Consider the following 25,725-nt stretch of genomic DNA (forward strand, 5'->3'; position numbering starts at 1 on the left):
AGCTATCAAATTGTGAGTGCATGGCGGTCCTCTGCGGCAGGTGCGTGCTGCGCGAAGCGGCGCGCACCGGTCTGCTTGAAGCGCTGGGTGGAAAACAGCACGGCGTGGGCAAAGCCCTCCAGCCCCGCCGTGCGGCGCGCGGCGTGCACGTGCGCCAGCACCGAGGCGCGGTCGCGCCCGTGCACCATGCAGTACAGGCTGTACGGCCAGCCGGGCGCGCGGGCGCGGCGGTAGGCCAGCGTCACGCCGCGCTGGTGCGCCAGTGCCCGGCCCAGGGCGTCGGCCTCGCCGTCGGGCACGTCGAAGACCGCCATGGCGTTGGCGGCGTAGCCCAGCTCGTGGTGGCGCACCACCACGCCAAAGCGCGCGAGCGCGCCCTGCGCGCACCAGCGGCCGAGCGTCTCCAGCACGGTGTGCACCTCCATGCCCAGGCGCGCGGCCCAGTCGCCGTAGGGGCGCTCGTTCAACGCCAGGCCCTGCTCGGCCAGCGCCGCCAGCGGCCAGTCTGCGGGGTCGAGCGCCGCGGCGGCGGCGCGCGTGGGGCGGGCCTGCTGCGGGCCGTGGCCCAGGTCGAAGGCGGTGTCGATGCGGTAGGGCTGCAGCATGGGCAGGCGCAGCACGGGCAGGGCGGCGTTTTGCTCGATCGCTTGCAGCAGCGCCTCGACCTGGGCGGCGTCGCGCCCGGTGGCGACGAACCACAGGTTGACGCGGTGCTCGCGTGCGTAGTTGTGGTTCACGCCCGGGTGGGCGGACACCTGCGCGGCCACCTGTTGCAGCCGCGCGGGCGGCACGGCCATGGCCGCCAGCGTGGATGCGCCGCCCGCGCCGGGCGCGAACACCGCGCCGATGCGGCTGAGCGCCCCGGCCTGCTGCAGGCGGGCGTAGCGGCGCAGCACCTCGCCTTCACCCAGCGCAAGCGCCGCGCCGATGGCCGCAAAGGGCCGCGGGCACAGCGGAAAGCCGCGCTGCCAGGTGTTGAGCAGCGCCATGTCGGCCGGGTGCTGCGCGGGCATGGTCAGAACCCCATGCGCTGCGCGCGCGCGGTGAAGAAGATGCCGCTGGGCGCGTCCACCGCCAGGCTGGCCTGCCGCTGGCGGGTGTGGGTGTCATAGACCTGCACGCGGTTGTCGTCGCGGCAGCTGATCCACACGGCCTCGCCGCGCGGGGTGAACTCCATGTGCAGCACGGCGCGGCCGGGCTCGATGGTCTGCACCACCTGCTGGCTGGGCGTGTCGATGACCTGCACGCGGTGGTAGTCGGGCACCGAAAAGTTCACCCAGACCTGGCGCCCGTCGGGCCGCGCCATGACGAACACCGGCTGGCCGGCAACGGGGATGCGGCCGACTTCCTGCCAGCTGTGCGTGTCCACCACCAGCACCTCGTGGCGGCCGATGGCCGGCAGGTAGGCGTGGCGACCGGCCACGGCCCAGCCGCGCAGGTGGGGCATCTTGTACACGGGCAGGGGCTGCTGGCCGCGGCCGTAGCCGGCCAGGATGCGGCGCGCGCGGGGCGCGTCCTCCCACAGGTCCACCATGGCCAGACCGTCCTCGCCAAACAGGCCGGCGATGTAGTGGCGCCCGCTGGGCGACAGCAGCGCGTCGTAGGGCTGGCGGCCGATGCCGTTCAAGGTGGTGATGCGCGGCTGGCGCGGGTCGCTGCAATCGGCGATGCAGATGGCTTCGGCATCGAACAGGCTGTAGATGAAGCGCCGCTGCGGCAGGTCGGCTAGGCCGACGACGCGCGAGCGCTCGCCGCTGCTGTTGAGCGCCGGCACGTCGGCCAGCAGCTCCAGCGTGTGGGCGTCGAAGATCTTGATGCCGCCGGGCTGGTAGTTCTGGGCCACCACCAGCGTGCCGTCGGCGCTGATGGCGCCGCCGATGGAGTTGCCGGCCTGCATGACGCGCCCGGCGATGCGCCGCTCGAGCAGGTCCACGCGGGTCAGGCCGCCGTCGCGCCCGAACACGTAGGCAAAGCGCTCATCGCGCGAGAACACCACCGACGCGTGCGACAGATCGCCCAGGCCTTCGATGCGGTCGATGGCCTCGCGCCGGCTGGTGTTGACCAGGGTGAGCGCGCCGCGGGCGCGCTCGATGACCACGCCCAGGTCGCCCGTGCCCTGCAGGGCGCCAGGGGCGGCGGCGGCAGGCGTGGGCGAAGCGGTTGGGGTGGTGGAAGAAGAGGGCGCCAGCGCGCAGCCCGTGGCAAGCAGGGGCGCGGCGGCGGACAGGGACAGCAGGGCGCGCCGTTGCATGGGTTTCATGGGGCAGGGCTCCTGTTCGTTTCGTTGGGAAAGCCGCCGGCCAGCTGCCGGGCGATCCACAGCGCCTCGCTGCCCTGGAGCAGCGCGCTCCAGGGCGGCATGGGCGTGCCAGGGATGCCGTGGGTGATGACGGCGGCCAGGTACTCGGGCGGTTTGGCGGCCAGGGCCTCGCGGGTGAGGGCGGGGCCCAGGCCGCCGGTCAGGCGCATGCCATGGCACGAACCGCAGTCCTGCCGCACCATGCGCACCAGCTGCGCGGCGCGCTCGGGCGTGGGCTCGGGCGCGGTCTGCGCGCCAGCGGCGGTCGCCAGCAGCGCGCAGGCCAGGGACAGGAGAGCGGTTCGTACCATGTCAGGCCTCCACGATGCTGCGCATCACCCGCGTCGTATGAAACTGACGCGGCCCCGGCCAGGGCAGCCGCGCAAGGGCCGCCCCGCCGCGCTGGCTGCGTCCCCCTGCCCGCGTGGCGTAGCCATGCGAGAGCGGGGGGAAGCCGCGCAGCGGCTCAGGGGGGTGTCGTTTCATCTCTCCTGCCGCGTCAGTACACGTCGTGCTGCGTGTTGTAGACGTTGAAGTGGCCGGTGGGGGTGATCAGGCGCGGGTCCTTGATGACCTTCTTGAGCTTGAGCGTCTTGTCATCCACCACGACCAGGGCGCTTTGCTTGTCCTTGGCCGACCACACGGCGAACCAGACTTCGTCGCCCGCCTTGTTGTACTCGGGCTGGGTCACGCGCTTGGCGCCGCCGTCGTCGGCCAAGCCGGCCCACTCGGCGATCGGCAGCGTCTGGTAGCCCTTGTCCAGGTTCTTGATGTCGAACACCACCACCGACTGCGACACCTTCGGGTCGGGGTTCAGCGGAGCGTCGGACCACAGGTTGCTGGACTTGGGGTGGGTCTTGATGAACAGCGCGCCGCCGCCCGGGCCCTTGAGCTTGGCCACTTCCTTGAAGGCGTACTGGCCGTGCTTCTTGGGGTCGGTGCCGATCAGCGAGATGGTTTCGTCGCCCAGGTGGCCCGTGGCCCAGACCGGGCCGTAGGTGGGGTGGGTGAAGTTGGCGCCGCGGCCCGGGTGCGGGATCTTGCCGACATCGGTCAGGCCGGCCAGCTTGCCGTCCTTGGCGTCGATGGCCGCAATCTTGTTGCTGTTGTTGGCCGCCACCATGAAGTAGCGCTTGCTCGAATCCCAGCCGCCGTCATGCAGGAAGGGGGCCGAGCCGATCTCGGTGGTCTTGAGCGCGTTCAGGTTGGAGTAGTCCACCAGCATGGTCTTGCCGGTTTCCTTCACGTTGACCAGGAACTCCGGCTTGTAGTGCGAGGCCACGATGGAGGCCACGCGCGGCTCGGGGTGGTACTCCTGCGTGCCCACCACGTTGCCGCGGGTGGAGACGATCTTCAGGGGCTCCAGAGTGGCGCCGTCCATGATGGTGTACTGCGGCGGCCAGTAGGCGCCGGCAATCGCCAGCTTGTCCTCGTAGCCCTTGAACTTGGAGGTGTCCACCGAGCGGGCCTCCAGGCCCACGCGGATTTCAGCCACGTTGTCGGGCTTTTCCATCCACAGGTCGATCATGTTGATCTTGGCGTCGCGCCCGATCACGAACAGGTAGCGCCCCGAGGCCGACATGCGCGAGATGTGCACCGCATAGCCGGTCTTGACGATGTTGATGATCTCCTTGGTGTCGCCGTCGATCAGCGCCACCTCGCCGGTGTCGCGCAGCGTGGTGGAGAAGATGTTGTCCAGGTTGTAGCTGTTCATCTTCTTCTTCGGGCGCGCCTCGGGCGGCACGATCACCTTCCAGGTGTTCTTGGCGTCCGCCAGGCCCCACTCGGGCGGTGTGGGAGGGTCTTGCTGGATGTAGCGGGCCATCATGTCCACCGTGGCCTCGTCCATTTCACCCGAGGTTTGCCAGTTGGGCATGCCGGCCGGCGAGCCGTAGGCGATGAACACCTTCAGGTAGTCCGTGCCCTTGGGCAGCGTGACGTCAGGGGTGAGCGGCTTGCCGGTGGCGCCCTTGCGCAGCACGCCATGGCAGCCCGCGCAGCGCTCGAAGTAGATCTGGCGGGCGCGGTCGAACTCGGCCTGCGACATCTTGGGCGCCTTGGGGTTCGTGCTCTGGTACATGGGCACGTCCGCCAGCGGCGAGGTGCCGGCCTGGTAGTTCAGCTCCGTCTTGGAGACGTCCTTCTCGTGTTGGGCCATGGCGCCAGCCGACACCAGGGCGGCGGCGGCAAGCGCGATCAACCTGGCGGTCCTCTTTGCGGTCATTGTGGGTTCCTCTGCGTCACGGATCAGCGCTTGGGTGGGTGCGGGCAGCTGCCCTGGCCCCTCGCGTGAGGTCGCTGTCCAGTCCCTCTCGTTGCGAGTGCACGCATGCTCGCGTGCGCCGCGCGCGCTGTCCTTGAACTGGTTCAAGGACGCATGAAGTCGCGCTGAGAACAATCCGGTGCAACCCCAGCATGAGGGCACAGCCCGAGGAAAGGCAGGACATGAGCTTTGTGGAACATGCGCGCTGGTTTGCGCCGCCGCCGGTGATGGCGGCCCCCGTGCCGCCCGGGCGGGTGACGCTGGTGGGCGCCGGCCCGGGCGACCCGGAATTGCTCACGCTGCGGGCCGTCAAGGCGCTGCGGGGTGCCCGCCTGGTGCTGTACGACCACCTGGTTGGCAAGGAGGTGCTGCAGTACGTGGCCGAGGACGCGGACCTGATCTATGTGGGCAAGCAAGCCGCGCACCACACGCTGGCGCAGGAATCCATCATCGACCTGATGGTGCGCCTGGCGCGCAGCGGGCGCAGCCTGGTGCGCCTGAAGGGCGGCGACTGCTTCGTCTTTGGCCGTGGCGGCGAGGAGGCCCTGGCCCTGGCCGAGCAGGGCATCGCCTATGACATCGTGCCGGGCATCACTTCGGCGCAGGGCGCGGGCGCCTACGCGGGCATTCCGCTGACCCACCGCGACCACGCCGGCACCTTGGTGCTGGCCACCGGCCACCTGTGCAGCCGCGACGAGGTGGCGCTGGACTGGGCGGCCCTGGCCCGCCCGCGGCAGACGGTAGTCATCTACATGGGCCTGGCCACGCTGCCCATCATCAGCCGCGAGCTGCAGGCCCACGGCCTGCCGGGCGATACGCCGGCCGCGCTGGTGGAGCAGGCCACGCTGCCCGGCCAGCGCTGTATCAGCGGCACGCTGGCCGAGCTGCCCGCGCTGGCGGCCGCGCATGCCGTGCGGGCGCCGGCGCTGATCGTCATCGGCCATGTGGTGGCGCTGCAGCCGCACATCTACCGCGGCCTGCGCATGCCGGCCCTGTAGCGCAGGGCGCATGCGGCTTTCAGGCATCATGAAAGCCTCATGCAACAAGACATCCTCATCAACTGGTCGCCCCAGGAGACGCGCGTCGCCGTGGTGGAAAACGGCGCCGTGCAGGAGCTGCACGTGGAGCGCACGCTCGAGCGCGGCCTGGTGGGCAACGTGTACCTGGGCAAGGTCGCCCGCGTGCTGCCGGGCATGCAGTCGGCCTTCATCGACATCGGCCTGGAGCGCGCGGCCTTCCTGCATGTGGCCGACGTGTGGCACCGCCAGGAGGGCGGCGAGGCGCCGATGTTTGCGCGCAAGGGCGAGCCGCCGGTGCCCATCGAGCGCCAGGTTTTCGAGGGCCAGCCGCTCATGGTGCAGGTCATCAAGGACCCCATCGGCACCAAGGGCGCGCGCCTGTCCACGCAGATCAGCATCGCCGGGCGGCTGCTGGTCTTCCTGCCGCAGGACGAGCACATCGGCATCTCGCAAAAGATCCCGGCGGCCGAGCGCGACACGCTGCGCGCCCGCCTGCAGGCGCTGGTGGGCGACAAGGCCACCGGCGGCGGGGGCGGCTTCATCCTGCGCACCAACGGCGAGGACGCCAGCGACGAGGAGCTGGCCGAGGACATCGCCTACCTGCGCAAGACCTGGGGCCGCATCCGCCAGGCGGCCACCACGCTGCCGGCCGGCTCGCTTTTGCACCAGGACCTGAACCTGCTGCAGCGTGTGCTGCGCGACCTGACGGGCGAGCAGACGCAGTCCATCCGCATCGATTCGCGCGAGCAATTCGCGCTACTGGAGGAGTTCGGGCGCGAGTTCATGCCCACGGCGGTCCCCAAGCTGCAGCTGTACAAGGGCGAGCGGCCGATCTTCGACCTGTACGCCATCGACGAGGAAGTGGCCCTGGCCCTGGGCCGGCGCGTGCAGCTCAAGTCCGGCGGCTACCTGATCGTGGACCAGACCGAGGCGCTCACCACCATCGACGTGAATACCGGCGGCTACGTGGGCGCGCGCAACTTCGACGACACCATCTTCAAGACCAACCTGGAAGCGGCCGGGGCGATTGCCCGCCAGCTGCGCCTGCGCAACCTGGGCGGCATCGTGATTGCCGACTTCATCGACATGGTGCCCGAGGACCACCGCACGGCGGTGCTGGCGGAGTTCAAGAAGCAGCTGGCGCGTGACCGCGTGAAAACCATGGTGGGGGGCTTCTCGCAGCTGGGCCTGGTGGAGATGACGCGCAAGAGAACGCGCGAGTCGCTGGCGCACATGCTGTGCGAGCCCTGCCCGGTCTGCGCCGGCGTGGGCGAGGTCAAGACCGCGCGCAGCGTGTGCTACGACATCCTGCGCGAGGTGCTGCGGGAGGCGCGCCAGTTCAACCCGCGCGAGTTCCGCGTGGTGGCGTCCCCGAAGGTGGTGGAGCTGTTCCTGGACGAGGAAAGCCAGCACTTGGCCGGCCTGTCGGACTTCATCGGCAAGCCGATCTCGCTGCAGGCCGAGGGCGGCATGGGGCAGGAGCAGTACGACATCGTGCTGCTGTAGCGGCCCGGCCAAGCCATGGCTGATGCTATCAAATTAATAGCTACTACCGCCTAAGCAGCGCCGATTTGGGCCGTTTTTGATCACTAAAGCAGCACGCTACAGCCGGCGCAGGCGTTGCAGCGCCGTGTGCAGCGTCTCGTCCTGCTTGGCAAAGCAAAAGCGCACCAAGCGCTGGTTGAACCCATCGCCGTAGAAGGCCGACACGGGAATGCCGGCCACCCCGATCTCGCGCACCAGCCATTCGCAGAACTGCATCTCGGTCAGGTCGCTCACGGCGGAGTAGTCCACGCACTGGAAATAGCTGCCGCTGCTGGGCAGCAGGCGCAGGCGCGAGCCCTGCAGGCCCTGGCGGAACAGGTCGCGCTTGGCTTGGTAGAAGGCCGGCAGGCCCAGGTAATGCGCCGGCTGCTGCAGGTACTGCGCCAGCCCGTGCTGCATGGGCGTGTTCACGGTGAACACGTTGAACTGGTGCACCTTGCGAAACTCCGCCATCAGCGGCGCAGGTGCGGCCACCGTGCCTACCTTCCAGCCCGTCACGTGGAAGGTCTTGCCGAAGCTGGAGACGATGAAGGCCCGCTCGGCCAAGCCGGCAAAGCGCGCCGCGCTCTGGTGCTGCTGCCCGTCGAAGACCATGTGCTCATAGACCTCGTCGCTCACCAACAGCACGTCGGTGGGGGCCAGCAGGTCTTCGAGCTGGCGCATGTCGGCCTCGCTCCAGACGGTGGCGCTGGGGTTGTGCGGCGTGTTGAGGATCAGCAGGCGGGTGCGCGGCGTCAGGGCGGCGGCAATCTTGCCGAAGTCGGGCCGAAAGCTGCCGGGCGTCAGCGGCACGCGCACCACCTTGCCGCCCGCCAGCTCGATGCCCGGCACGTAGCTGTCGTAGCACGGCTCCAGCACGATGACTTCGTCGCCCGGCTGCACGCAGGCCAGCAGGGCGGTGAGGATGGCCTGTGTGGCGCCCGCCGTGATGGTGATTTCGCGCTCCGCGCAGTACCGGCGAGCGTGCAGCGCTTCGATTTTGCTGGCAACCGCCGCGCGCAGGGCGGGGATGCCGGGCATGGGCGGGTACTGGTTGTGCCCGGCCTGCATGGCCTGCGTCACGCCGGCCACCAGGGCCGGATCGCAGGCAAAGTCGGGAAACCCCTGGCCCAGGTTGACGGCGCCGTGCTCGGCGGCCAGCGCCGACATGGTGGCGAAGATGGTGGTGCCCACGTCGGGCAGGCGGCTGGGAAAGTGGGGAGTGGTCATGGGAGAAAGATCATCAAGCGCCGCACTCGAGCATTTCGAGGCAGCGGAGCGGGCCATGCAAGCAGGCGCCGCGGACCGGGCCTTTGCCCGGCTACGGGCGCCTCTCCCTCGGGGGAGGGCGCGCAAGCGTCTCAGGGGGAGTCAGAGTTCGTAGTCATGGACATGTCCCGTCATGGCGCGGGCAATCAGGTCGCGGCTCAGGCGGTCGCTGAGCAGCTCGGCAAAGCGGTACACGAAGTTGCGCAGGTAGGCGCCGCGCTTGAAGGCCACGCGTGCCACGCTCTGGCCAAACAGATGGCCCATCGGGCGCACCATCAGGTCGCCCAGCGGGTCGTCGCGCATCGCCATCTCGGCCACGATGCCGATGCCCAGCCCCAGGCGCACGTAGGTCTTGATGACGTCCGAGTCGATGGCCTCCAGCACGATGCGCGGCTGCAGCTTGCGCGTGGCGAACGCCTGGTCGATCTTGCCCCGGCCGGTGAACGAAGGGTGGTAGGTGATGAGCGATTCGTGTGCCAGGTCGTCCAGGCCCACACGGTCTTTTTGCGCCAGCGGGTGGCCGGCAGGCAGCACCAGCACGTGCTGCCATTCATAGCAGGGCAGGGTGACGAGGTCGGGGTAGTCGGCCAGCGACTCGGTGGCCATGCCGATCTCGGCCACTTCGTCGATCACCATGCGTGCCACCTCGTGCGGCGTAGCCTGGTGCAGGCTGATGTTGACCTTGGGGTACTGGTCGCGCAGCTTGGCCACCGGCAACGGCAGCACGTAGCGCGCCTGGGTGTGGGTGGTCGCGATGGACAGGGTGCCGCTGTCCTGCTGGCTGTACTGCTCGCCAATGCGCTTGAGGTTGCCCACCTCGCGCATGATGATCTCGATGCTCTTGAGCACGTGCAGGCCAGGTTCGGTCACGCGCTTGAGGCGCTTGCCGTGGCGCGCGAAGATGTCCACCCCCAGCTCGTCTTCCAGCTCGATGATGGCCTTGGAGACGCCGGGCTGCGAGGTGTGCAGCGCCTTGGCGGCCTCAGTCAGGTTGAGGTTGCGACGCGACGCTTCCTGGACGAAGCGGAATTGATGCAGGTTCATGGCTTAATTGTTATATAGAACCTGACTATTATGCTTCAATCGTCTAAAGAAATGGCTTCTGACGCGATGTCCGCCATGAGGGCAAGCATGCGCGCGTCCTCGCCAATGGGTGGCCTCAAGGTGATGCGCAGTTCGGGGTGGCAGTCGCGCAGGGCCGCCACGATGCCAGGAAGATCCTCGCGCACGTGGCGCCCGGCGCCCAGGAACATGGGCACGACGGCGATGTGCGCCACCTGCAGGCCCGCCAGTTCGGCCACGGCTGCCTGCAGCGAGGGCTCGCACAGCTCCAGATAGGCGCAGTGGCACAGCAGCCGGGGCTGGGCCGCCTGCAGGCGCGCCCGTACAGCTTCCATGGGCGCGCGCCACAGCGGGTCGCGCGAGCCGTGGGCAAAAAGGATGACGCCGCCGACCATACTTATCTCCTGAGCACCAGCCAGCCAAATGCCGCCAGTGATACTGCGCTGTAGATCAGCCCTGGTGCGGCCGCCGTGAGCCAGGGCGACCAGTGCTGCAGGTTGCCGGCAAAGCCGAACAGGTTGTTCAGCAGGAAGAAGCTAATGCCGGCCATCACCCCGCCGAACACATAGCCTGCGATGCCGCCGGAGCGAAAGTGCAGATAGGCGAACGGCAGCGACAGCACCACCATGACCAGGCAGCTCAAGGGGTAGAACACCTTGCGCCAGAACTCGATCTCGTAGCGCTGTGCCGACTGGCCGTTGGCTTGCAGGTGCCGTACATACCGGAAGAGCTCGATGGTGGCCATCTTGTCCGGTTTGAGCAGCGAGGCGCCGACCATGCTGGGGGTGATGCGCGTGTTCCAGCGCAGCTGCTCCTGTGTTGCGCGCTGCACGTGCAACTGCTCATCCGTGCCGTGTTCGAAGTTGCTGCTGCGCACCTGTTGCAGGTTCCAGGCATCGCCGCCGTCGTCGAAGTCGCCCAGCTCGGCCGACAAGGTGGCGGCCACGCGGCCCTGTTCGTCGAACTCGAAGACGCGGATGCCGCGCATGCGCCCGTCCGTGCCCAGGGCGCGCACGTTGATGGCGCGCGAATGGCCGTTGTGGCGCTCCTTGAGCCAGGCGCCCGTGGCGCCGGTGCTCAACTGGCCCAGATGCCGCGCGCCCACCAGCTGCGCCGCCCGCTCGCTGGCCGGGGCGATGTAGTCGCCCACGGCAAAGGTCAGCACCACGAAGGCGCCACCCAGCATCAAGAGCGTGCCCAGGGCGCGGCCCGGTCCCATGCCGCTGGTGCGCATGATGGTGAATTCCGAGCTCTGGGCCAGCCGTGCCATCACGAAGATGGTGCCTATCAGCACCGTGATGGGCAGCAGCTCATACAGGTGCTGCGGCAGGCTGAGCATGACATACAGCAGGGCTTGCGAGAGTTGGTAGCCGCCAGGCCCGCTGCGGCCTACCCAGCGCAGCTCGTCCACCAGGTCAAAGAAGAAGAACAGGGCCAGAAAGGCCAGCGTCACGAAGCCGACGCTGATCGCGACCTCGCGGTAGATGAAGCGGCGCAGCGTGTTCATCGCCCACCCGCCCTGCGCAGCGTGCCGCGCAGCGACCACTGGTTGTGGCGTGCGGCCAGCAGCACCAGGCCCAGCGCCAGCGTGCCGCCGTGCAGGCCTGCCATGAACGGCAGCAGGCCCAGGCGGCCGCTGGCGATCCAGCTTTGTCCGACGGTCATGAGGTTGTAGTAGATGATGAAGGCGAACAGGGCCAGCAGCATGCTAGCGCTGCGCCCGGCGCGCGGGTTGACCACTGCCAGGGCCAGCCCCAGCACCACGAAGTTGAGCACCGCCATCACCAGGCCCAGGCGCCAGGCCAGCTCTGCACGGTAGACGGGCTGCGGGTTCAGGGCCAGCTCGTGGGTGTCGCGCGTCTTTACGGCGGCTTCTTCGGGACTGCTGCTGGAGGCGGCGCCAATGCGCGTGCCGTATTCCGCAAACTCGCTCAGGCGCAGGCCTGGCTTATCCAGCGCGGTCTCCAGCCGCTGGCCGCGGCTGAGCACGGCGATGCGCTCGCCCTGCTCGACCTTCAGCCGCGCTCCCTGCGCAGAGGTGACGGTCTCGCGCGTGGGCTCGGTGGTGGCAATGAAGACATTGCTGGCGGCGTTGGCGCCGGGTGTGTCCTTGTCGATAAAAAACACGCGCGAGCCGCCGGCCGACTCCTGAAATTCGCCGGGCGCGATGCGGTCCACGTCGCTGCGCTGCTCGTACTGGGTCTTGAGGTCCTGGATCTGCCGGTTGGCCCAGGGCCAGGCCACCAGCGCCAGCACGCCCACGGCCAGCATCACGGGCCAGGCAAAGCGCAGCAGCGGCGCCAGCAGGCTGACCAGGCCGCGGCCCGCGGAAAACCAGATCACCATTTCGCTGTCGCGGTACATGCGCGAGAGCACGCTGACCACCGCGACGAACAGGCTCAGGCTGAGGATGGTGGGCAGCTGGCCCAGCACGGTGAAGCCCATGACCAGCAGCACGTCGGTCGGCGCCACGCTGCCGCGCGAAGCCTGGCCCAGCGTGCGGATCAGCATCATGGTCATGACCACGGTGATCAGCACCACCAGGGTGGCGCCGAACGAGCGCGCCAGCTCCTTGCGGATGGACGAATCGAATAACATTGGTTGGAAGGAAAACGCCGATTATGAACTTCGAACTCAAGACGCTTTCACTGGCCGCCGCGTGCCGCCACAAATGCGACCTGCTGGTGGTTTTGATCCCTGAAGGCTTTGCCACGGAGCCGGACGAGCTCTCGGCCTTGGCTGCCCGCGCGCTCAAGGAGCGCGATCTGGAGGCCAAGCCCGGCAAGCTGCTGCAGTGGTATGCGCCCGCGGGCGTGGTGGCGCGCCGCGTGGTCCTGGTCGGCTGCGGCGACGCCAGCGCCAAGGCCGTGCGCCAGGCTGTGCTGGCGCTGGCACCGGCGCTGAAGATCCCCGGTGTACGTCGCATGGCCCTGGTACTGCCCGGGCAGGTTCAGCCGCAGTCCGTGCGTGCAGCGGTGTGCGCCGTGGCCGACGCCAGCTATGTGTACACCACGACCAAAAGCAAGGCCGAGCCCCGGGCGCTGGAGCGCGTCACCATCGGCGTGGCGGATGCCGCCGCGGCCCGCGAAGACTTCGCCGCCGGGCAGGGCCTGGCTGCCGGCATCGAGTTCGCCCGCGAATGGGCCAACCGGCCTGCCAACCATGCCACGCCCACGCTGCTGGGCAATGCGGCAAAGGCACTGGCCAAGCTGCCCGGCATCCAGTGCACCGTTTACGGCCCAGCCGAAGTCGCCAAGCTGGGCATGGGGGCCTTCCTGGCCGTGGCCCAAGGCTCGGAGCAGCCTCTGCGCTTCATCGAGCTGCGCTACAGCGGCGCGGCCAAGTCGCAGGCGCCCGTGGTGCTGGTGGGCAAGGGGATCACCTTCGACACCGGCGGCATCTCTCTCAAGCCTGCCGCCGAGATGGACGAGATGAAGTTCGACATGGGCGGCGCAGCCAGCGTCCTGGGCGTGTTTCGAGCCCTCGCTGAACTGAAGCCCGCCCTGAACGTGGTCGGCCTGATCCCCGCCTGCGAGAACATGCCCGACGGGCGCGCCGTCAAGCCGGGCGACGTGGTCACCAGCATGAGTGGGCAGACCATCGAAGTCCTCAACACCGATGCCGAAGGACGGCTGGTGCTGTGCGACGCGCTGACCTATGCGGCCCGCTTCAAGCCCGCGGCGGTCATCGATGTGGCCACGCTCACGGGCGCCTGCGTGATTGCCCTGGGCGGCCTGCGCAGCGGCCTGTTCGCGACCGACGATGCCCTGGCCGTGCAGCTGCAGGATGCGGGTGATGCGGCGCTGGATCCGTGCTGGCGCATGCCGCTGGACGACGACTATGCGGAAGGCCTCAAGAGCAACTTCGCAGACGTGGGCAATGTAGGTGGACGGCCGGCAGGGTCCATCACGGCTGCCAAGTTCCTGCAACGTTTCGTTGGCGACATGCCCTGGGCGCACCTGGACATTGCCGGCACGGCCTGGAAGGGAGGTGCCTCCAAGGGTGCCACCGGCCGGCCGGTGGGGCTGCTTGTGCATTACCTGCTGGCCCGTGCGGCCGGCACGCCCGGCAAGGCCGCGGCACGCGGGCGCTGAAGGCTGCGCATATATATGACCGAAGTGGCGTTTCACTTCAATGCGCCGGACAAGCTGGAATACGCCTGCCGCTTCGTGCGCAAGGCCCTGCGGCGCGACATGCGGCTGGCCGTCGTGGCAGCGCCTGCAGACCTGGAGCGCCTTGACCGCATGCTGTGGGACATGGCGCCGACCGATTTCGTGGCGCACTGCCTGGGCAGCGCTACGCCCGAGCTGGTGGAGGCGTCGCCCGCCGTTCTGACCCATGACTTGAGGCTGTGCCCCCATCGCCAGATGCTGCTCAACCTGGGCGACGTGGTGCCTGCGTCTTTCGCCGAGTTCGACAGGGTGGTCGAGGTGGTGGGCCGGGACGACGGTGACCGGGCTGCGGCACGCGGGCGCTGGCGCGAATACGCCGCACAGGGCTATGCCATCGTGCGGCATGACCTGGTGGCCAGGGAGGGGAGCGAGTGAGCCAGCCACCCCGGACCCCGCCACGCTTCGTGCCCACGCTGACCGAAGTGGTGCATGGCCAGGCACATGCACAGCAGGCGCCGCCAGCGCCGCCCGCACCTGAGGCGGGTGCACCGCCGCCGCCTGCAGTCCCGCCTGTTCCGCCGGGCTTCGAAGAATATGTAGTGCACCGTGTCATGCAGCGGGTGGACGGCATTTTGGAGCGCCAGCTGAGCGAGGCCATCGCCCTGGTGATCGAAGAGCAGACCCGATCCATGGTGCCGCGCCTGCGCGAAGAGGTGGAGTCGGTCGTGCGCCACGCCGTGTACGAGGCCGTTGCGCAAGAGCTGGCGCTGCCCGATCGCGGTAGTCACTGATGCGATAACAGGGTATATCCCCGTGTGGTATCGGCGTGACTTTCTCGTGTTCCCTAGTGTTGCCCCAGGGCGATTGCGATATGTTTCCCAGCGTTGTTAGACAACATCATTTCAGCGCTTTTTATTGGAGACACATATGCAATTGAAGTTGAAATTGACCGTGGCCGCTGCTATCGCAGCTGTTGCCAGTGTGGCTGCTGCTCAAGAGGTGGTGAAGATCGGTCACGTGGCGCCCGTATCCGGCGCCCAGGCGCACTACGGTAAGGACAACGAAAATGGCGCGCGCATGGCCATCGAGGATCTGAACGCCCAGAACCCGACGATCGGCGGCAAGAAGATCAAGTTCGAGCTGCTGGCCGAAGACGACGCGGCCGATCCCAAGCAGGGCACCGCCGCAGCCCAGAAGCTGTGCGACGCCAAGGTTGCCGGCGTGGTGGGCCATCTGAACTCCGGCACCACCATTCCTGCTGCCAAGGTGTACAACGACTGCGGCATTCCGCACGTCACCGGCGCTGCAACCAACCCGAACCTGACCAAGCCTGGCTACAAGACTACTTTCCGCATCATCGCCAACGACAACGCGCTGGGCGCTGGTCTGGCGTCCTATGCTGCCGAGACGCTGAAGCTCAAAACCGTCGCCATCGTCGATGACCGCACGGCCTATGGCCAGGGCGTGGCCAACGTGTTCAAGAAGGTGGCTGCCGAAAAGGGCATGAAAGTGGTGGACGAGCAGTTCACGACCGACAAGGCAACCGACTTCATGGCCATCCTCACGGCCATCAAGTCCAAAAATCCTGATGCCATCTTCTACGGCGGCATGGACCCACAGGCAGGCCCCATGCTGCGCCAGATGGAGCAGTTGGGCATGGCGAACGTGAAGTTCTTCGGCGGCGACGGCGTCTGCACGCATGAGATCTCCAAGCTGGCTGCGGGCGCCAAGACGCTGGGCAACGTCATCTGCGCCGAGGGCGGCGCGTCCCTGACCAAGATGCCTGGCGGCGCCGCCTGGAAAGCCAGGTACGACGCCAAGTATCCCAACCAGTTCCAGGTCTATAGCCCCTATACCTATGACGCGACCATGCTGCTGGCCGATGCCATGAAGCGTGCAGGCTCGTGGGACCCGAAGGTCTATATCCCCGAACTGCTCAAGTCCAACTACAAGGGCGTGACGGCCAACATCGCCTTTGAGCCCAACGGCGAGATGAAGAACCCTGCCATCACCTTGTACACCTACCCCGATGGCAAGAAGACGCCGATGAACTGAAAGATTTGACGGCGGGGCGGCAGGTCTGTTGATCTGCCGCCCTTGATTCATCCGAAATGAAAAAGGCGATGCGTGAACGGCGCATTGCCTTTTTTTACAGTGAATCTTAGAAAACCGCTTTGTCGGTCAGTGGCTGCCTTGCTGGCTGTTGACGATGCGTTTGAGCGCTGCCGTGTCCACAATCCGTACGTGGCGCTGCTTGACCTCCACGATGCCTTCTTCGACAAACTTGGAGAACGTTCGGCTCACGGTCTCTAGCTTGAGCCCGAGATAGCTGCCGATCTCCTCGCGCGTCATGCGCAGCACCAGTTCGGATTGCGAAAAGCCGCGCGCGTGCAGACGCTGCACCAGATTCAGCAGGAAGGCTGCCAGGCGCTCCTCTGCACGCATGCTGCCCAGCAGCAGCATGACGCCGTGCTCGCGCACGATCTCGCGGCTCATGATCTTGTGCACGTGCTGCTGCAATGCTGCCACTTCGCGCGACAGCTCTTCGATGCGGTCGAAAGGCATGACGCAGACTTCGGCATCTTCCAGGGCCACGGCGTCGCAGGTATGGTGGTCATGCACGATCCCATCCAGCCCGATGATTTCGCCCGCCATCTGAAAACCGGTGACCTGATCGCGGCCGTCTTCAGTGGCCACGCAGGTCTTGAAGAAGCCGGTACGAATGGCAAACAGGGAAGTGAACGGCTCCCCGTTGCGAAACAAGGTGCTCCCGCGCTTGACCTTGCGACGAACTGCGACGACCTCGTCGATGCGTTTGAGCTGCTGCTCGTCCAAGCCCACGGGCATGCACAGCTCGCGCAGGTTGCAGTTGGAACATGCGACCTTGATGGACTGGAGTTGGGGGTGCGTGGAGGCCCGGTTCATGGCGCTAGCTTACCTTCGAAGTAACAACGGCCGCGAAAGCCGCAGAAAGGCGAGAGACATTGACTTGCGATCAATTGTCTTTGCCTGGACGATGGCGGCTCTTGATCGAAATCAAGGACACTCTGACCGCTTCTCGTGCACAGTGGCTCGCATACCGCGAGGATTTTGTCTGTATGACCGTTGTCACCACTGAGTTGTTGCGCCGCTTTGACGTTTCCGGCCCGCGCTACACCTCCTACCCCACGGCCGATCGCTTCGTGGAAGCATTTGGCGAACAGGAATATGTATTGGCGTTGCAGCAGCGACGCCTGGGCTCTGTGGGCAAGGCGACACCTCTGTCGCTTTATGTCCACATCCCTTTTTGCGAGTCGCTGTGCTACTACTGTGCCTGCAACAAGATCATCACGCGCCATCCGGAACGCGCCGAGGTCTATCTGCGCTACCTGAGCCGGGAAATCGACCTGCATACAGCCCATTGCGGCGTTGGTCAGCACGTCAGCCAGTTGCACCTGGGCGGAGGCACGCCCACCTTCCTGTCTGATGAAGGGCTGCGCGACCTGATGTCCATGATACGGCGCAGCTTCACGCTGGTGCCGGGCGGCGAATATTCGATTGAGGTGGACCCCCGCACCGTGGATGAACAGCGCCTGGCGCTGTTGGCCGAGCTGGGCTTCAACCGGCTGAGCTTTGGCGTCCAGGACTTCGACCCCGAAGTGCAGAAGGCGGTGCACCGCGTGCAGCCGGCCGAGAAGGTCTTCGCCCTGGTGGAAAGCGCTCGCAGGCTGGGTTTTCAATCGGTTAACGTGGACCTCATCTATGGCCTGCCGCGCCAGACTCCCGAGTCGTTCGAGCGCACGCTGACCCAGGTCGCGCAGCTGCGACCCGACCGCATCGCGCTCTATGCGTATGCCCACCTGCCGGAACGCTTCAAGGCCCAGCGGCGCATCATCACCGCGGAGCTGCCCATGGCTTCGGCCAAGGTGTCCATGCTGGCGCAGGGCCTGGACATCTTCAAGAATGCCGGTTACGTCTATGTCGGTATGGACCATTTCGCGCTGCCGGAGGACGCGCTCGCCGTAGCCAAGCGGCAGGGGCGGCTGCACCGCAACTTCCAGGGCTACAGCACCCAGCCCGACTGTGACCTGATCAGCCTTGGGGTGTCCGCCATCGGCCGAGTAGGGGCCACTTACAGCCAGAACGTCAAGACGCTGGACGAATACTACGACGCGATCAACCAGGGCCACCTGCCCGTGGTCCGCGGTCTGGCCCTGACGAAGGATGACCTGGTGCGCCGCGCCGTCATCATGGCGCTGATGTGCCAGGGCGAGGTGCTGTTCCAGCCCATGGAAGAGTCCTGGCTGATCGACTTTCGCAGCTATTTCGAACCAGAACTGGAGCAGCTGCGCGAGATGGCAAGGCAGGGCCTGGTCGAGGTCGGCGACGAGGCGGTTACCGTAACGCCCATGGGGTGGTATTTTGTGCGGGGCGTGGCCATGGTGTTTGACAAATACCTCCAGGCCGACCGAAACCGGGTTCGCTTTTCCCGGATCATCTGAGGAATGTTCCTGTCACTGGCAACCACTGTCTTTCTGATGGGATTGATGGGCGGCACCCATTGCCTCGCGATGTGCGCGGCGCCCTGTGGGGCCCTGACGGGGGCGGGGCGGGCGCAGGACGGGGCGGTTCCCGTGCATTGGGCGCCGCGGCGTCCTGCGGTCGCCCGTACCGCGGCCTTCCACCTGGGCCGCCTCACCGGGTATGCGGCAGCCGGGGCCGTCGTAGCGTTGGCCATGGAACAACTGGCCTGGTTGGGGCAGCACAGCACGCTCCTGAAGCCGGTGTGGACGCTGACGCACGTGCTGGTGATTGCCTGGGGCCTGATGATGGTGCTGCAGGCACGTCAGCCCGCGTGGATAGAGCAGGCGGGCCGCGCGGCGTGGAGGCGCATTCAACCGCTGGTGGCGCGCCCTGGTGGTCTGTTCATGACAGGCATGGCATGGGCCCTTCTGCCCTGCGGCCTCTTGTACACCGCGCTGCTCACGGCAGCGCTGAGCGGTAGCGCGGCGCGCGGGGCGCTGTGCATGCTGTTGTTTGGTCTGGCCAGTGGCGCATGGCTGGTGGGTGGCCCGCTGGCATGGCAGTGGCTGCGCCAGCGGTTTGATGCCGTGGAAGGCTCATGGGGTTCGCGCTTGGCAGGTTGCATTCTCTGCCTGCTCGGGGGGGCCGCCCTGTGGATGGAGGTGGTTCACAACCAACCCGCTCCATGGTGCATCACCTGATGGGTGCTCCCCGAATCCGGATATCACCTCAATCGCTTTTGCATGTAAAACGGCTCTCAAGTGGTGATAATTCGTCACTGTCAGTGAATACCACACGGCACCCGCCCTGCCGCATTGTCCGTGACCGACTCCGTCCTGATCGATATTGAAAAGCTCCGTGTGGGCATGTTCATCCAGCTTTCCGTGAACTGGATACGCCACCCCTTTGCCACCAGCAGCTTTCGAATAACCACGCCAGAGCAGATCCGCATGCTGCGCGACTCAGGCATTCTGTCCGTGCGTTACATCCCCTCCAAGAGCACTCTGGCGGAAGACTTTCAGCAACAGGCCGCACAAACGGACGATGTTCCGGGCGACCAAAAGAGACAGCCTTCTCCACCGGCCGGACAGGATGAGGCACTGTCCGAAGAGCGCGACCCCATTGAGCAGCGCGTTGCCTCCATGCGGCACTGCATGAAACGTCATCGGGAGGCCGCCCTGGCCTACGACAGGCTGGCTGCCGGGTCAGTGCATCAGCCCCAGCACGCGCGCGAGCAAGCCGACGACCTCGTGCACTCGTGCGTACAGGAGTTGCTGGGCCGGGAGCCCTGCGCCATTCGGCTGCTGGCCTGCCGTGCGGAGGAGGGCGCTGCAGCGCATGCCGTCAACGTCATGATTCTGGCCTTGCTGCTGGCGCGCGCGCTGGGCCAGGACGCCCCGGGCCTGCAGCGTGTCGGTTTGGCAGCGCTGCTTCATGACATCGGCAAGGTCGAGATGCCGCTGCATATCGCCCAACCGGGAGCGCCGCTTGCCCCAGCCGACCTGCACCGTTACCAGGCCCACGTGGGCGAATCCGTCGCCATGGGGCAGCGCATGGGCCTGCCCAGCGACGTGCTGATCGCCATCGCCCACCACCACGAATTTGCCGACGGCAGCGGCTATCCCTTGCGGCTGGTAGCGGAAGATCTGACCTGTGAGGGGCAGATTCTTGCGCTCGTGAACCGCTATGACCGCCTGTGCAACCCTTTGCAGGGCCAGGCTGCCTTGACGCCCCACGAAGCTGTCTCGCAGCTGTATTCGCAGCAGCGCAGTTGCTTCGACAGCGCGGTCCTGGGAGCCTTCATTCGCATGATGGGCGTGTATCCCCCGGGGTCTCTGGTGCAGCTGGTGGACGGGCGCTACGCATTAGTGATTCGCGTGGAGCCCTCTTACCCGCTGCGGCCCTGGGTGCAGGTATATGACGAAGAGGCGCCGGGGCTTGAGCTGGACCTGGCCCTGCATCCGCAACTGGGCATCCATCGCAGCTTGCGGCCCTCCCAACTGCCGCCGCAGGTGCTCCAGGCGCTGGTTCCGCAGGAGCGGATTTGCTATTACTTTGAGCGCACGACGAACCACCCGGACGTGGAAGGCCCCGAATGAACGGGGCCCATCTCTCATCTGCAGCTTGGCAGGCCGTTGTCCAGGGGCTGCAACAGGCCGTCTGGCTGGTGGACGGGCATTCGTTTCAGGTTTTATTCGCCAACGCGGCTGCCGTGGATTTGACGGGGCGCCGTGCCGAGCAGATGGTGGGCCGGCCCGTGCAGGAGCTCGTTGCTTCACCTGAAGACGAAATTTTCTGGAGTCGCCCGCTGTCTGAGATAGCGATGGGCATCTGCTCCTGTACCGAGGTGTGGAACGCCGGCCGCAACCGGGCAGTGGCTGTCGAGCGTCGCGTGCAGACCGTGCAGGTCGCCGAGGGCAATGGTGCATCGCAGTCCCCCCTGCTGCTGTTGACGATGCTGGACCGCAGTGAGCAGGAGGACTCGCGCCAGCAACACGAACTGGTGCTGGCCGAGCTGCGCGCCACGCTGGATTCAGCCGCGGACGGCCTGCTGGTATGCGACCTGCAGGGCGCCATACGTGCGTTCAACCAGCGCTTTGCGCAGCTGTGGAGCCTGCCGGCCTCGTTGCTGTCCCGGCGCGACGATGGCGCTGTGTTTGCCTACATGCGCCGCCAGCTGGCCGACCCCACCGGCTGCGATGAGCGAATGGCCGGCTTTCCGGGGGGTCCCATGCAGGAGGCCATCGACGTCGTGCGGCTGGGCAATGGGGTCATCCTTGAGCAGCGCTCCGTGCCACAGCTGACGCACGGGCGCCTGGCCGGGCGGGTGTATTCCTTTCGTGACATCTCCCGACAGGCCGAGGTGCAGGCCAGCCTGCGCTTGGCGGCGCAGGTGTTCGAGTCCAGCCTGGACGCCATCTTCATCGCCGATGAGCAGCACGTCATCCTGCGCGTGAACCCGGGATGCGAGCAGCTGCTCGGCGTTACCCGTTCGCCGCTGGCGGGCAGTGCGGTCACCGCGCTGGTGGATGCGGGCATGGACGAGGAGGCATTCCTCGCGCAGGTGGCCCGCAGCTGGGGGCAGGAAGGCTTTTGGGAGGGAGAGGTGACGCTGCGCCACGCCTTTGCCGCAGGCAGCTCCCCGATACACCTGTCCTGGGTCGTGCTGCGCGACGAGGGCGGGACCGTGGTGCAGAGCATAGGCTTCATGCGTGATCTGACGCAGCAGCGTGCAGCGCAAAGGCGCATCGAGGAGCTGGCCTTCACGGATGCGCTGACCGGCCTGCCCAACCGGCTGCGTCTGCACGAGCGGGTGCAGGCGGCCATCGACGCCGCGCAGGGCACGGACGATGAATTCGCCGTGCTCTTTCTCGATCTGGACCGCTTCAAGATCGTCAACGACTCCCTGGGCCATCCGTTCGGCGACCGGGTGCTCAAACTGGTTGCGCAGCGGCTGCAGCGCTGCCTGCGCCAGTCCGACATGCTGTGCCGGCTGGGTGGCGACGAATTCCTGGTTCATCTGCCCGACTCGGGCGTGCAGGTGGCTGAAGCCGTGGCCCGGCGCATCCTCGAAGAAATGCTGCAGCCGTTCCAGCTCGACGAAATGCATTTTTCCATCCAGGGCAGCATCGGCATCGCCCTGTATCCACAGGACGGACGCTGCCTGGACGATCTCATCAAGCACGCCGACACGGCGATGTACCGCACCAAGGAGCGCGGGCGGGGCAGCTACGGCTTCTACCAGCCCCAGATGAACTCCAACTTGCTGGCGCGCATGAAGATGGAACACGCCATGCGCCAAGCACTGGGGCAGGGCCATATGGCCGTGCACTACCAACCCCAAGTGGATCTGGTCAGCGGGCGTATCGTGGGCGCCGAAGCACTGCTGCGCTGGAGCGATCCGCAGCTGGGTGCTGTCTCGCCCGCGGCCTTCATCCCGCTGGCTGAAGAGTCCGGCTATATCGTGACCCTGGGCGCATGGGTGATGGAACAGGCGGCCCGGGAGGCCGCGTACTGGCAGGACAGCGAAACGCCACTGGTCATTTCCGTCAACGTCTCGGCGCTGGAGTTTCGCCAGCCGGGCTTTTTGCAGCGGGTGGCCGGGCTGGTCGAGCACCATGGCTTGCGGCCGCGCCAGCTGGAGCTGGAGCTGACGGAGAGCGTGCTGCTGCAAGATGCGCAAGACAAGGAGCAGATGCTGTCTGCCCTGGCGCGCATGGGCGTCGGCCTGTCCATCGACGATTTCGGCACCGGCTACTCCAGCCTGGCTTACTTGAAAAACCTGCCCATACACCGGCTGAAGGTGGACAAGTCCTTCATCGATGGCCTGCCGGGCGAAGGCGGCGAGGCTGCCATCGTCCAGGCCATCATTCGAATGGGCCAGGCTCTGGGCCTGGAGGTGGTGGCAGAGGGCGTTGAGGGCAGCGCGCAGCGCGAGGCCCTGCGCGCCATGGGCTGCCTGTTCTATCAGGGGTATCTGTGTGCACCGGCCTTGCCCAGGCAGCAGCTGCGCGACCTGGTACTGCAGCGCCTTGAGCACTAAGGCCGGGCAGCCCGAGAAAAGGTGTCTGCGAATGCCGCCGGACCGGCATCCTGAACCGGGGGTTCAGGGGGGCGAGGGCAACCAGGCATTGGGTTCATCTGACGCGAGATGATCACGCTTGCCAGGCAATGTACCAAGCCCGTGCTCAGTGAGCATTGGTTCAAGGAAATATAAAGCCCGGCAGCACCGCAGACAGCCCCATTGTAATGGCCGGGGGCAGGGCGCGGGGCGCATGCTCGCAAATGCTTACGACACTCGCCCGCCGTCACCCAGGGCGGCGTCCAGGCGCAGCAGCAGCTGGGCCAGGCGCTCCTCGGTAGCGGGTGCTTCGGTTGCGCCGTTGGCAGCGGGCGTGGCCTGGGCCTGAGCGCTCTGCGCGGCCGCGGCGTCGCGGTCGGCCACCTCGAAGGCCATGTTCAAGGCAGCCAGCACCGCAATGCGGTCGCGCGCACGCACCTTGCCGGCGTCGCGGATCTGGGTCATGGCCGTGTCCACGCGCTCCACGGCGTCCAGCAAGCGCGCCTCCTGGCCATCCGGGCAGGCCAGCAGGTAGCTTTGCTGCAGGATCTGGACCTCGATCTGCTTCATGGCGTGTCGTCCTGGGATTGCGAATTCGAAGGCAGGCGCTCCAGCAGCGCGTCCACCCGGGTGCGGGCCGCCTGCAGCCGGGACTTGAGCGAGTCACGCTCCTGCGTGAGCGCCATGACCTGCTGGGCCAGCAGCGCGTTGGTGCGCCTGAGCTGCTCGTGCTGCTGCACAAGCCGCTCCACGCGCTCGGCGACCTGGTCGATGGTGGAGGGGGCGGAAGGCGAGGGCGCTGACATAAGCCTGCAATTGTAGGGACCGGGCCGAAGCACGGCATAAAATCGCGCGGTTGGTGCTCGCTGCATGGTTCACATGCGGCAGTTCAACGGGAAGCAGGAAGGAGCCTTCGCCACGAAGCGCATCCGGGCCTGCGCTGCCCCCGCAACGGTCAGCGAACCAGCCGCCTTTTGACGGCTGCCCTTTCACACATAAGCCACTGGGTGCCTTGAACAAGCGCCTGGGAAGGCGCTGGAAGGTGTTTCGCCAGCCCGGATACCGGCCAACACGGAGGCCGTGCTCCCGTCCTGGGATGCGCGGCCATATCACCCAATGCCGGCGGGGAGGCCGGCACGGGTCATTCGCTGTTTTTTTGTTTTCCCATGTCGATTTCCCTGTCGCGCGCGAGCATGGCCGCCCCTGGCCGCATGCGCCTGCACCCCCACGCCCTGGCCCTTGCGGCCCTTGCTGCCTGCGCCGCCCACGCCCAGGAGGGCGCCACCCTCGTGGCCCAGAACCTCCACGCTCCGGCCATGAATGAAGTGGTTGTGACCGCCACGCGCACGGCCCAGCCGCTGACCGACGTGCTGGCCGATGTCTCCATCGTGGACCGCGAGACCATCGAGAAAAGCGGCGCCACCGGCCTGGCCGACGTGCTGGCGCGCCTGCCTGGCATCGAGATGGTGCGCAATGGCGGGCCGAGCACGACCACCAGCCTGTTCATGCGCGGGGCGGAAACGCGCTTCACGGCCGTCTATGTGGACGGCGTGCGCGTCGATTCGCAGGCCGGCAGCGGGGGCGCCACCTGGGAGGCGCTTCCGCTGTCGCAGATCGAGCGCATCGAGGTGCTGCGCGGCCCGGCCGCAGCCGTGTATGGCTCGGACGCGGTGGCTGGCGTGGTGCAGATCTTCACCAGGAAGGGCGAGGCGGGCGTGTCGCCCTACGTGGGCCTGGGACTGGGCAGCTATCGCACCTGGCGCACCGAGGCCGGCGTGAGCGGCGCCAGCGGCACGGTGGACTATGCCCTGGGCCTGAACCGCGAGGGCAGCCGGGGCTTCAACGCCAACACCAAGCCGGGCAGCAACCCCGACCGCGACGGCTACCACAGCACGGCCGCCAACGCGCGCCTGGGCTGGCAGCTCAATTCGGCGCACCGCCTGGAAGGCACCTTGCTGCACAGCGAGTCCAACAGCGGCTACGACACCAGCAAGTTCGATGACCGCAGCCTGCACCGCCTGCAGGCCCTGGGCCTGCACTGGCAGGCGCAATGGAGCGAAAACTACAAGAGCCGCCTGTCCATCACCGATTCGACCGACCGCTACGAGACCACGCCGTCGCCCTACCTGACCGACACCAAGCTGCGCGGCTACCTGTTTCACAACGAGTGGCGCCTGGGCGCGCACCAGCTCACGGCAGCGCTGGAGCGCCGCGAGGACCACCTGGTCAACGCCCCCGTGGACCGCACCCGCTCGCAAAACGCCCTGGCCCTGGGCTGGGGCCTGCGCCAGGGCGCGCACACCGTGCAGCTCAATGCGCGGCATGACCAGGACAGCGAATTCGGCGGCAAGACCACCGGCAGCGCGTCCTACGGCTATGAGTTCGCGCCCCGCTGGCGGGCCACGGCGTCGGCCGGCACGGCGTTTCGGGCGCCGTCGCTGTACCAGCGCTTCAGCATGTATGGCGACTCCAGCCTGACCCCCGAGACCGGCCGCAACGTCGAAGCCGGCATCAAATGGCTTGACGGGGGCAGCAGCTTCTCGGCCACCGCCTACCGCAACAACGTGAGCAACGTCATTACCTTTGTGGGCGGCCCCGGCCCCTGCCCGGGCGGCACGGGGCCCTACCCCGGCTGCTACGCCAGCGTGGGCAAGGCCCGCTACCAGGGCCTGACGCTGGCCGCGTCGCACCAGATCGCCGGCGTGCGCCTGCATGGCTCCATCGACCTGCAGGATCCCAAGAACCTGGACAGCGGCAAGCAGCTGGCGCGTCGCACCAAGCGCCACGCCACGCTGGGCGCCGAGACGCGCCTGGCCCAGTGGACCGTGGGCGGCGAAGCCCAGCTGTCGGGCCGGCGCTTTGACGACGCGGCCAACCAGACCGTGCTGGGCGGCTACACCCTGTTCAACCTGCACGCCAGCACCCGCCTGGCGCGCGACTGGCAGGTCGTCGCCCGCCTGGACAACGCCACCGACAAGCACTACGAGCTGGCGCGCTACTACGCCACGGCGGGGCGCAGCTTCTATGTCGGCCTGAAGTGGGCGCCGCAGTACTGAAGGCGGAGCGCGTGCCGATGCCTGCTGATTCAAAAATGATAGCTGCCAGCGCTTGTC

At 67.0% G+C, this 25,725-nt stretch carries 24 protein-coding genes and 1 riboswitch; of the genes, 11 read left to right on the forward strand and 13 right to left on the reverse strand.

What is annotated here, in order from left to right; all coding sequences use genetic code 11:
* Nucleotides 1-5 precede the first annotated feature (5 nt).
* The 5 genes from ahbB to C7H73_RS08640 are packed head-to-tail and all read right to left on the reverse strand — an operon-like array spanning nt 6 to nt 4,523.
* Nucleotides 6-1,013 carry a siroheme decarboxylase subunit beta gene (gene ahbB / locus C7H73_RS08620; protein ID WP_106846266.1) on the reverse strand — a complete coding sequence of 336 codons (1,008 nt, stop codon included), beginning with the start codon at nt 1,011-1,013 and terminating at the stop codon, nt 6-8.
* A 2-nt stretch (nt 1,014-1,015) separates the two neighbouring features.
* Nucleotides 1,016-2,251, reverse strand: a complete 1,236-nt coding sequence (locus C7H73_RS08625) for a cytochrome D1 domain-containing protein (RefSeq protein WP_106847598.1) — start codon at nt 2,249-2,251, stop codon at nt 1,016-1,018.
* A 5-nt stretch (nt 2,252-2,256) separates the two neighbouring features.
* Nucleotides 2,257-2,610, reverse strand: a complete 354-nt coding sequence (locus C7H73_RS08630) for a c-type cytochrome (protein ID WP_106846267.1) — start codon at nt 2,608-2,610, stop codon at nt 2,257-2,259.
* A gap of 1 nt (nt 2,611) precedes the next feature.
* The gene (locus C7H73_RS08635; protein ID WP_193483918.1) at nt 2,612-2,785 is read right to left on the reverse strand and encodes a hypothetical protein; all 174 of its coding nucleotides are present in this window, start codon (nt 2,783-2,785) and stop codon (nt 2,612-2,614) included.
* A gap of 13 nt (nt 2,786-2,798) precedes the next feature.
* Nucleotides 2,799-4,523: a nitrite reductase gene (locus C7H73_RS08640; RefSeq protein ID WP_106846268.1), complete on the reverse strand. Its 1,725-nt coding sequence runs from the start codon at nt 4,521-4,523 to the stop codon at nt 2,799-2,801.
* 221 nt (nt 4,524-4,744) lie between these two features.
* On the opposite strand from C7H73_RS08640, the gene cobA reads away from it, so the two are divergent.
* Both cobA and rng read left to right on the forward strand, forming a co-directional pair.
* Nucleotides 4,745-5,560: a uroporphyrinogen-III C-methyltransferase gene (gene cobA / locus C7H73_RS08645; protein WP_106846269.1), complete on the forward strand. Its 816-nt coding sequence runs from the start codon at nt 4,745-4,747 to the stop codon at nt 5,558-5,560.
* 39 nt (nt 5,561-5,599) lie between these two features.
* Nucleotides 5,600-7,087, forward strand: a complete 1,488-nt coding sequence (gene rng, locus C7H73_RS08650) for a ribonuclease G (RefSeq protein ID WP_106846270.1) — start codon at nt 5,600-5,602, stop codon at nt 7,085-7,087.
* Between the two features lie 96 nt (nt 7,088-7,183).
* On the opposite strand, the gene C7H73_RS08655 is transcribed toward rng, so the two are convergent.
* From C7H73_RS08655 to lptF, 5 genes are all read right to left on the reverse strand, one after another.
* Nucleotides 7,184-8,335, reverse strand: a complete 1,152-nt coding sequence (locus tag C7H73_RS08655) for a pyridoxal phosphate-dependent aminotransferase (RefSeq protein WP_106846271.1) — start codon at nt 8,333-8,335, stop codon at nt 7,184-7,186.
* A gap of 141 nt (nt 8,336-8,476) precedes the next feature.
* Nucleotides 8,477-9,418 carry a CysB family HTH-type transcriptional regulator gene (locus C7H73_RS08660; RefSeq protein ID WP_106846272.1) on the reverse strand — a complete coding sequence of 314 codons (942 nt, stop codon included), beginning with the start codon at nt 9,416-9,418 and terminating at the stop codon, nt 8,477-8,479.
* Nucleotides 9,419-9,453: 35 nt separating this feature from the next.
* Complete coding sequence (locus C7H73_RS08665) at nt 9,454-9,831, reverse strand: sirohydrochlorin chelatase (protein WP_106846273.1); 378 nt, start codon at nt 9,829-9,831, stop codon at nt 9,454-9,456.
* A gap of 2 nt (nt 9,832-9,833) precedes the next feature.
* A complete protein-coding gene (lptG, locus tag C7H73_RS08670; RefSeq protein WP_106847599.1) occupies nt 9,834-10,943 on the reverse strand; it encodes an LPS export ABC transporter permease LptG in 1,110 nt (369 codons plus the stop codon).
* Nucleotides 10,940-12,034: an LPS export ABC transporter permease LptF gene (lptF, locus tag C7H73_RS08675; RefSeq protein ID WP_106846274.1), complete on the reverse strand. Its 1,095-nt coding sequence runs from the start codon at nt 12,032-12,034 to the stop codon at nt 10,940-10,942. The genes lptG and lptF overlap by 4 nt, the downstream gene beginning before the upstream one ends.
* Before the next feature lie 23 nt (nt 12,035-12,057).
* Here lptF and C7H73_RS08680 point away from each other — a divergent pair, with 23 nt between their 5' ends.
* From C7H73_RS08680 to C7H73_RS08695, 4 genes are all read left to right on the forward strand, one after another.
* Nucleotides 12,058-13,530 (forward strand): leucyl aminopeptidase, encoded by a 1,473-nt coding sequence (locus C7H73_RS08680; protein WP_106846275.1) that lies wholly within the window; start codon nt 12,058-12,060, stop codon nt 13,528-13,530.
* A 15-nt stretch (nt 13,531-13,545) separates the two neighbouring features.
* On the forward strand, nt 13,546-13,983 hold the full coding sequence (locus tag C7H73_RS08685) for a DNA polymerase III subunit chi (RefSeq protein ID WP_106846276.1): 438 nt from the start codon (nt 13,546-13,548) through the stop codon (nt 13,981-13,983).
* A complete protein-coding gene (locus C7H73_RS08690; protein WP_106846277.1) occupies nt 13,980-14,339 on the forward strand; it encodes a hypothetical protein in 360 nt (119 codons plus the stop codon). Before C7H73_RS08685 ends, C7H73_RS08690 begins: the two co-directional genes overlap by 4 nt.
* 136 nt (nt 14,340-14,475) lie before the next feature.
* A complete protein-coding gene (locus C7H73_RS08695) occupies nt 14,476-15,603 on the forward strand; it encodes a branched-chain amino acid ABC transporter substrate-binding protein (RefSeq protein WP_106846278.1) in 1,128 nt (375 codons plus the stop codon).
* 126 nt (nt 15,604-15,729) lie between these two features.
* Here C7H73_RS08695 and fnr read toward each other — a convergent pair whose 3' ends face one another.
* Nucleotides 15,730-16,473, reverse strand: a complete 744-nt coding sequence (gene fnr / locus C7H73_RS08700) for a fumarate/nitrate reduction transcriptional regulator Fnr (protein ID WP_106846279.1) — start codon at nt 16,471-16,473, stop codon at nt 15,730-15,732.
* A gap of 173 nt (nt 16,474-16,646) precedes the next feature.
* Here fnr and hemN point away from each other — a divergent pair, with 173 nt between their 5' ends.
* From hemN to C7H73_RS08720, 4 genes are all read left to right on the forward strand, one after another.
* Nucleotides 16,647-18,029, forward strand: a complete 1,383-nt coding sequence (hemN, locus tag C7H73_RS08705) for an oxygen-independent coproporphyrinogen III oxidase (protein ID WP_106846280.1) — start codon at nt 16,647-16,649, stop codon at nt 18,027-18,029.
* A gap of 3 nt (nt 18,030-18,032) precedes the next feature.
* A complete protein-coding gene (locus C7H73_RS08710; RefSeq protein WP_106846281.1) occupies nt 18,033-18,752 on the forward strand; it encodes a sulfite exporter TauE/SafE family protein in 720 nt (239 codons plus the stop codon).
* A gap of 120 nt (nt 18,753-18,872) precedes the next feature.
* Entirely contained in the window at nt 18,873-20,150 is a 1,278-nt protein-coding gene (locus C7H73_RS08715) for an HD-GYP domain-containing protein (RefSeq protein ID WP_106847600.1), read from the forward strand.
* On the forward strand, nt 20,147-22,594 hold the full coding sequence (locus tag C7H73_RS08720) for a sensor domain-containing protein (RefSeq protein WP_106846282.1): 2,448 nt from the start codon (nt 20,147-20,149) through the stop codon (nt 22,592-22,594). The genes C7H73_RS08715 and C7H73_RS08720 overlap by 4 nt, the downstream gene beginning before the upstream one ends.
* A 246-nt stretch (nt 22,595-22,840) precedes the next feature.
* Here C7H73_RS08720 and C7H73_RS08725 read toward each other — a convergent pair whose 3' ends face one another.
* Nucleotides 22,841-23,182, reverse strand: a complete 342-nt coding sequence (locus C7H73_RS08725; protein WP_106846283.1) for a cell division protein ZapA — start codon at nt 23,180-23,182, stop codon at nt 22,841-22,843.
* A complete protein-coding gene (locus tag C7H73_RS08730; RefSeq protein WP_106846284.1) occupies nt 23,179-23,418 on the reverse strand; it encodes a DUF904 domain-containing protein in 240 nt (79 codons plus the stop codon). Before C7H73_RS08730 ends, C7H73_RS08725 begins: the two co-directional genes overlap by 4 nt.
* A gap of 34 nt (nt 23,419-23,452) precedes the next feature.
* Nucleotides 23,453-23,697: riboswitch (cobalamin riboswitch) on the forward strand.
* A 108-nt stretch (nt 23,698-23,805) separates the two neighbouring features.
* On the opposite strand from C7H73_RS08730, the gene C7H73_RS08735 reads away from it, so the two are divergent.
* Nucleotides 23,806-25,668 carry a TonB-dependent receptor domain-containing protein gene (locus C7H73_RS08735; protein WP_227001450.1) on the forward strand — a complete coding sequence of 621 codons (1,863 nt, stop codon included), beginning with the start codon at nt 23,806-23,808 and terminating at the stop codon, nt 25,666-25,668.
* Nucleotides 25,669-25,725 lie beyond the last annotated feature (57 nt).

The organism is Pulveribacter suum (assembly GCF_003013695.1).
Classification (GTDB): domain Bacteria; phylum Pseudomonadota; class Gammaproteobacteria; order Burkholderiales; family Burkholderiaceae_C; genus Melaminivora; species Melaminivora suum.

Excerpts from the sequence above, each read along its gene's own strand:
- ahbB (WP_106846266.1), bottom strand. The coding sequence starts at position 1,013 with ATGCCCGCGCAGCACCCGGCCGACATGGCGCTGCTCAACACCTGGCAG.
- C7H73_RS08625 (WP_106847598.1), bottom strand. The coding sequence starts at position 2,251 with ATGCAACGGCGCGCCCTGCTGTCCCTGTCCGCCGCCGCGCCCCTGCTT.
- C7H73_RS08630 (WP_106846267.1), bottom strand. The coding sequence starts at position 2,610 with ATGGTACGAACCGCTCTCCTGTCCCTGGCCTGCGCGCTGCTGGCGACC.
- C7H73_RS08635 (WP_193483918.1), bottom strand. The coding sequence starts at position 2,785 with ATGAAACGACACCCCCCTGAGCCGCTGCGCGGCTTCCCCCCGCTCTCG.
- C7H73_RS08640 (WP_106846268.1), bottom strand. The coding sequence starts at position 4,523 with ATGACCGCAAAGAGGACCGCCAGGTTGATCGCGCTTGCCGCCGCCGCC.
- cobA (WP_106846269.1), top strand. The coding sequence starts at position 4,745 with ATGAGCTTTGTGGAACATGCGCGCTGGTTTGCGCCGCCGCCGGTGATG.
- rng (WP_106846270.1), top strand. The coding sequence starts at position 5,600 with ATGCAACAAGACATCCTCATCAACTGGTCGCCCCAGGAGACGCGCGTC.
- C7H73_RS08655 (WP_106846271.1), bottom strand. The coding sequence starts at position 8,335 with ATGACCACTCCCCACTTTCCCAGCCGCCTGCCCGACGTGGGCACCACC.
- C7H73_RS08660 (WP_106846272.1), bottom strand. The coding sequence starts at position 9,418 with ATGAACCTGCATCAATTCCGCTTCGTCCAGGAAGCGTCGCGTCGCAAC.
- C7H73_RS08665 (WP_106846273.1), bottom strand. The coding sequence starts at position 9,831 with ATGGTCGGCGGCGTCATCCTTTTTGCCCACGGCTCGCGCGACCCGCTG.
- lptG (WP_106847599.1), bottom strand. The coding sequence starts at position 10,943 with ATGAACACGCTGCGCCGCTTCATCTACCGCGAGGTCGCGATCAGCGTC.
- lptF (WP_106846274.1), bottom strand. The coding sequence starts at position 12,034 with ATGTTATTCGATTCGTCCATCCGCAAGGAGCTGGCGCGCTCGTTCGGC.
- C7H73_RS08680 (WP_106846275.1), top strand. The coding sequence starts at position 12,058 with ATGAACTTCGAACTCAAGACGCTTTCACTGGCCGCCGCGTGCCGCCAC.
- C7H73_RS08685 (WP_106846276.1), top strand. The coding sequence starts at position 13,546 with ATGACCGAAGTGGCGTTTCACTTCAATGCGCCGGACAAGCTGGAATAC.
- C7H73_RS08695 (WP_106846278.1), top strand. The coding sequence starts at position 14,476 with ATGCAATTGAAGTTGAAATTGACCGTGGCCGCTGCTATCGCAGCTGTT.
- fnr (WP_106846279.1), bottom strand. The coding sequence starts at position 16,473 with ATGAACCGGGCCTCCACGCACCCCCAACTCCAGTCCATCAAGGTCGCA.
- hemN (WP_106846280.1), top strand. The coding sequence starts at position 16,647 with ATGACCGTTGTCACCACTGAGTTGTTGCGCCGCTTTGACGTTTCCGGC.
- C7H73_RS08710 (WP_106846281.1), top strand. The coding sequence starts at position 18,033 with ATGTTCCTGTCACTGGCAACCACTGTCTTTCTGATGGGATTGATGGGC.
- C7H73_RS08720 (WP_106846282.1), top strand. The coding sequence starts at position 20,147 with ATGAACGGGGCCCATCTCTCATCTGCAGCTTGGCAGGCCGTTGTCCAG.
- C7H73_RS08725 (WP_106846283.1), bottom strand. The coding sequence starts at position 23,182 with ATGAAGCAGATCGAGGTCCAGATCCTGCAGCAAAGCTACCTGCTGGCC.
- C7H73_RS08730 (WP_106846284.1), bottom strand. The coding sequence starts at position 23,418 with ATGTCAGCGCCCTCGCCTTCCGCCCCCTCCACCATCGACCAGGTCGCC.
- C7H73_RS08735 (WP_227001450.1), top strand. The coding sequence starts at position 23,806 with ATGGCCGCCCCTGGCCGCATGCGCCTGCACCCCCACGCCCTGGCCCTT.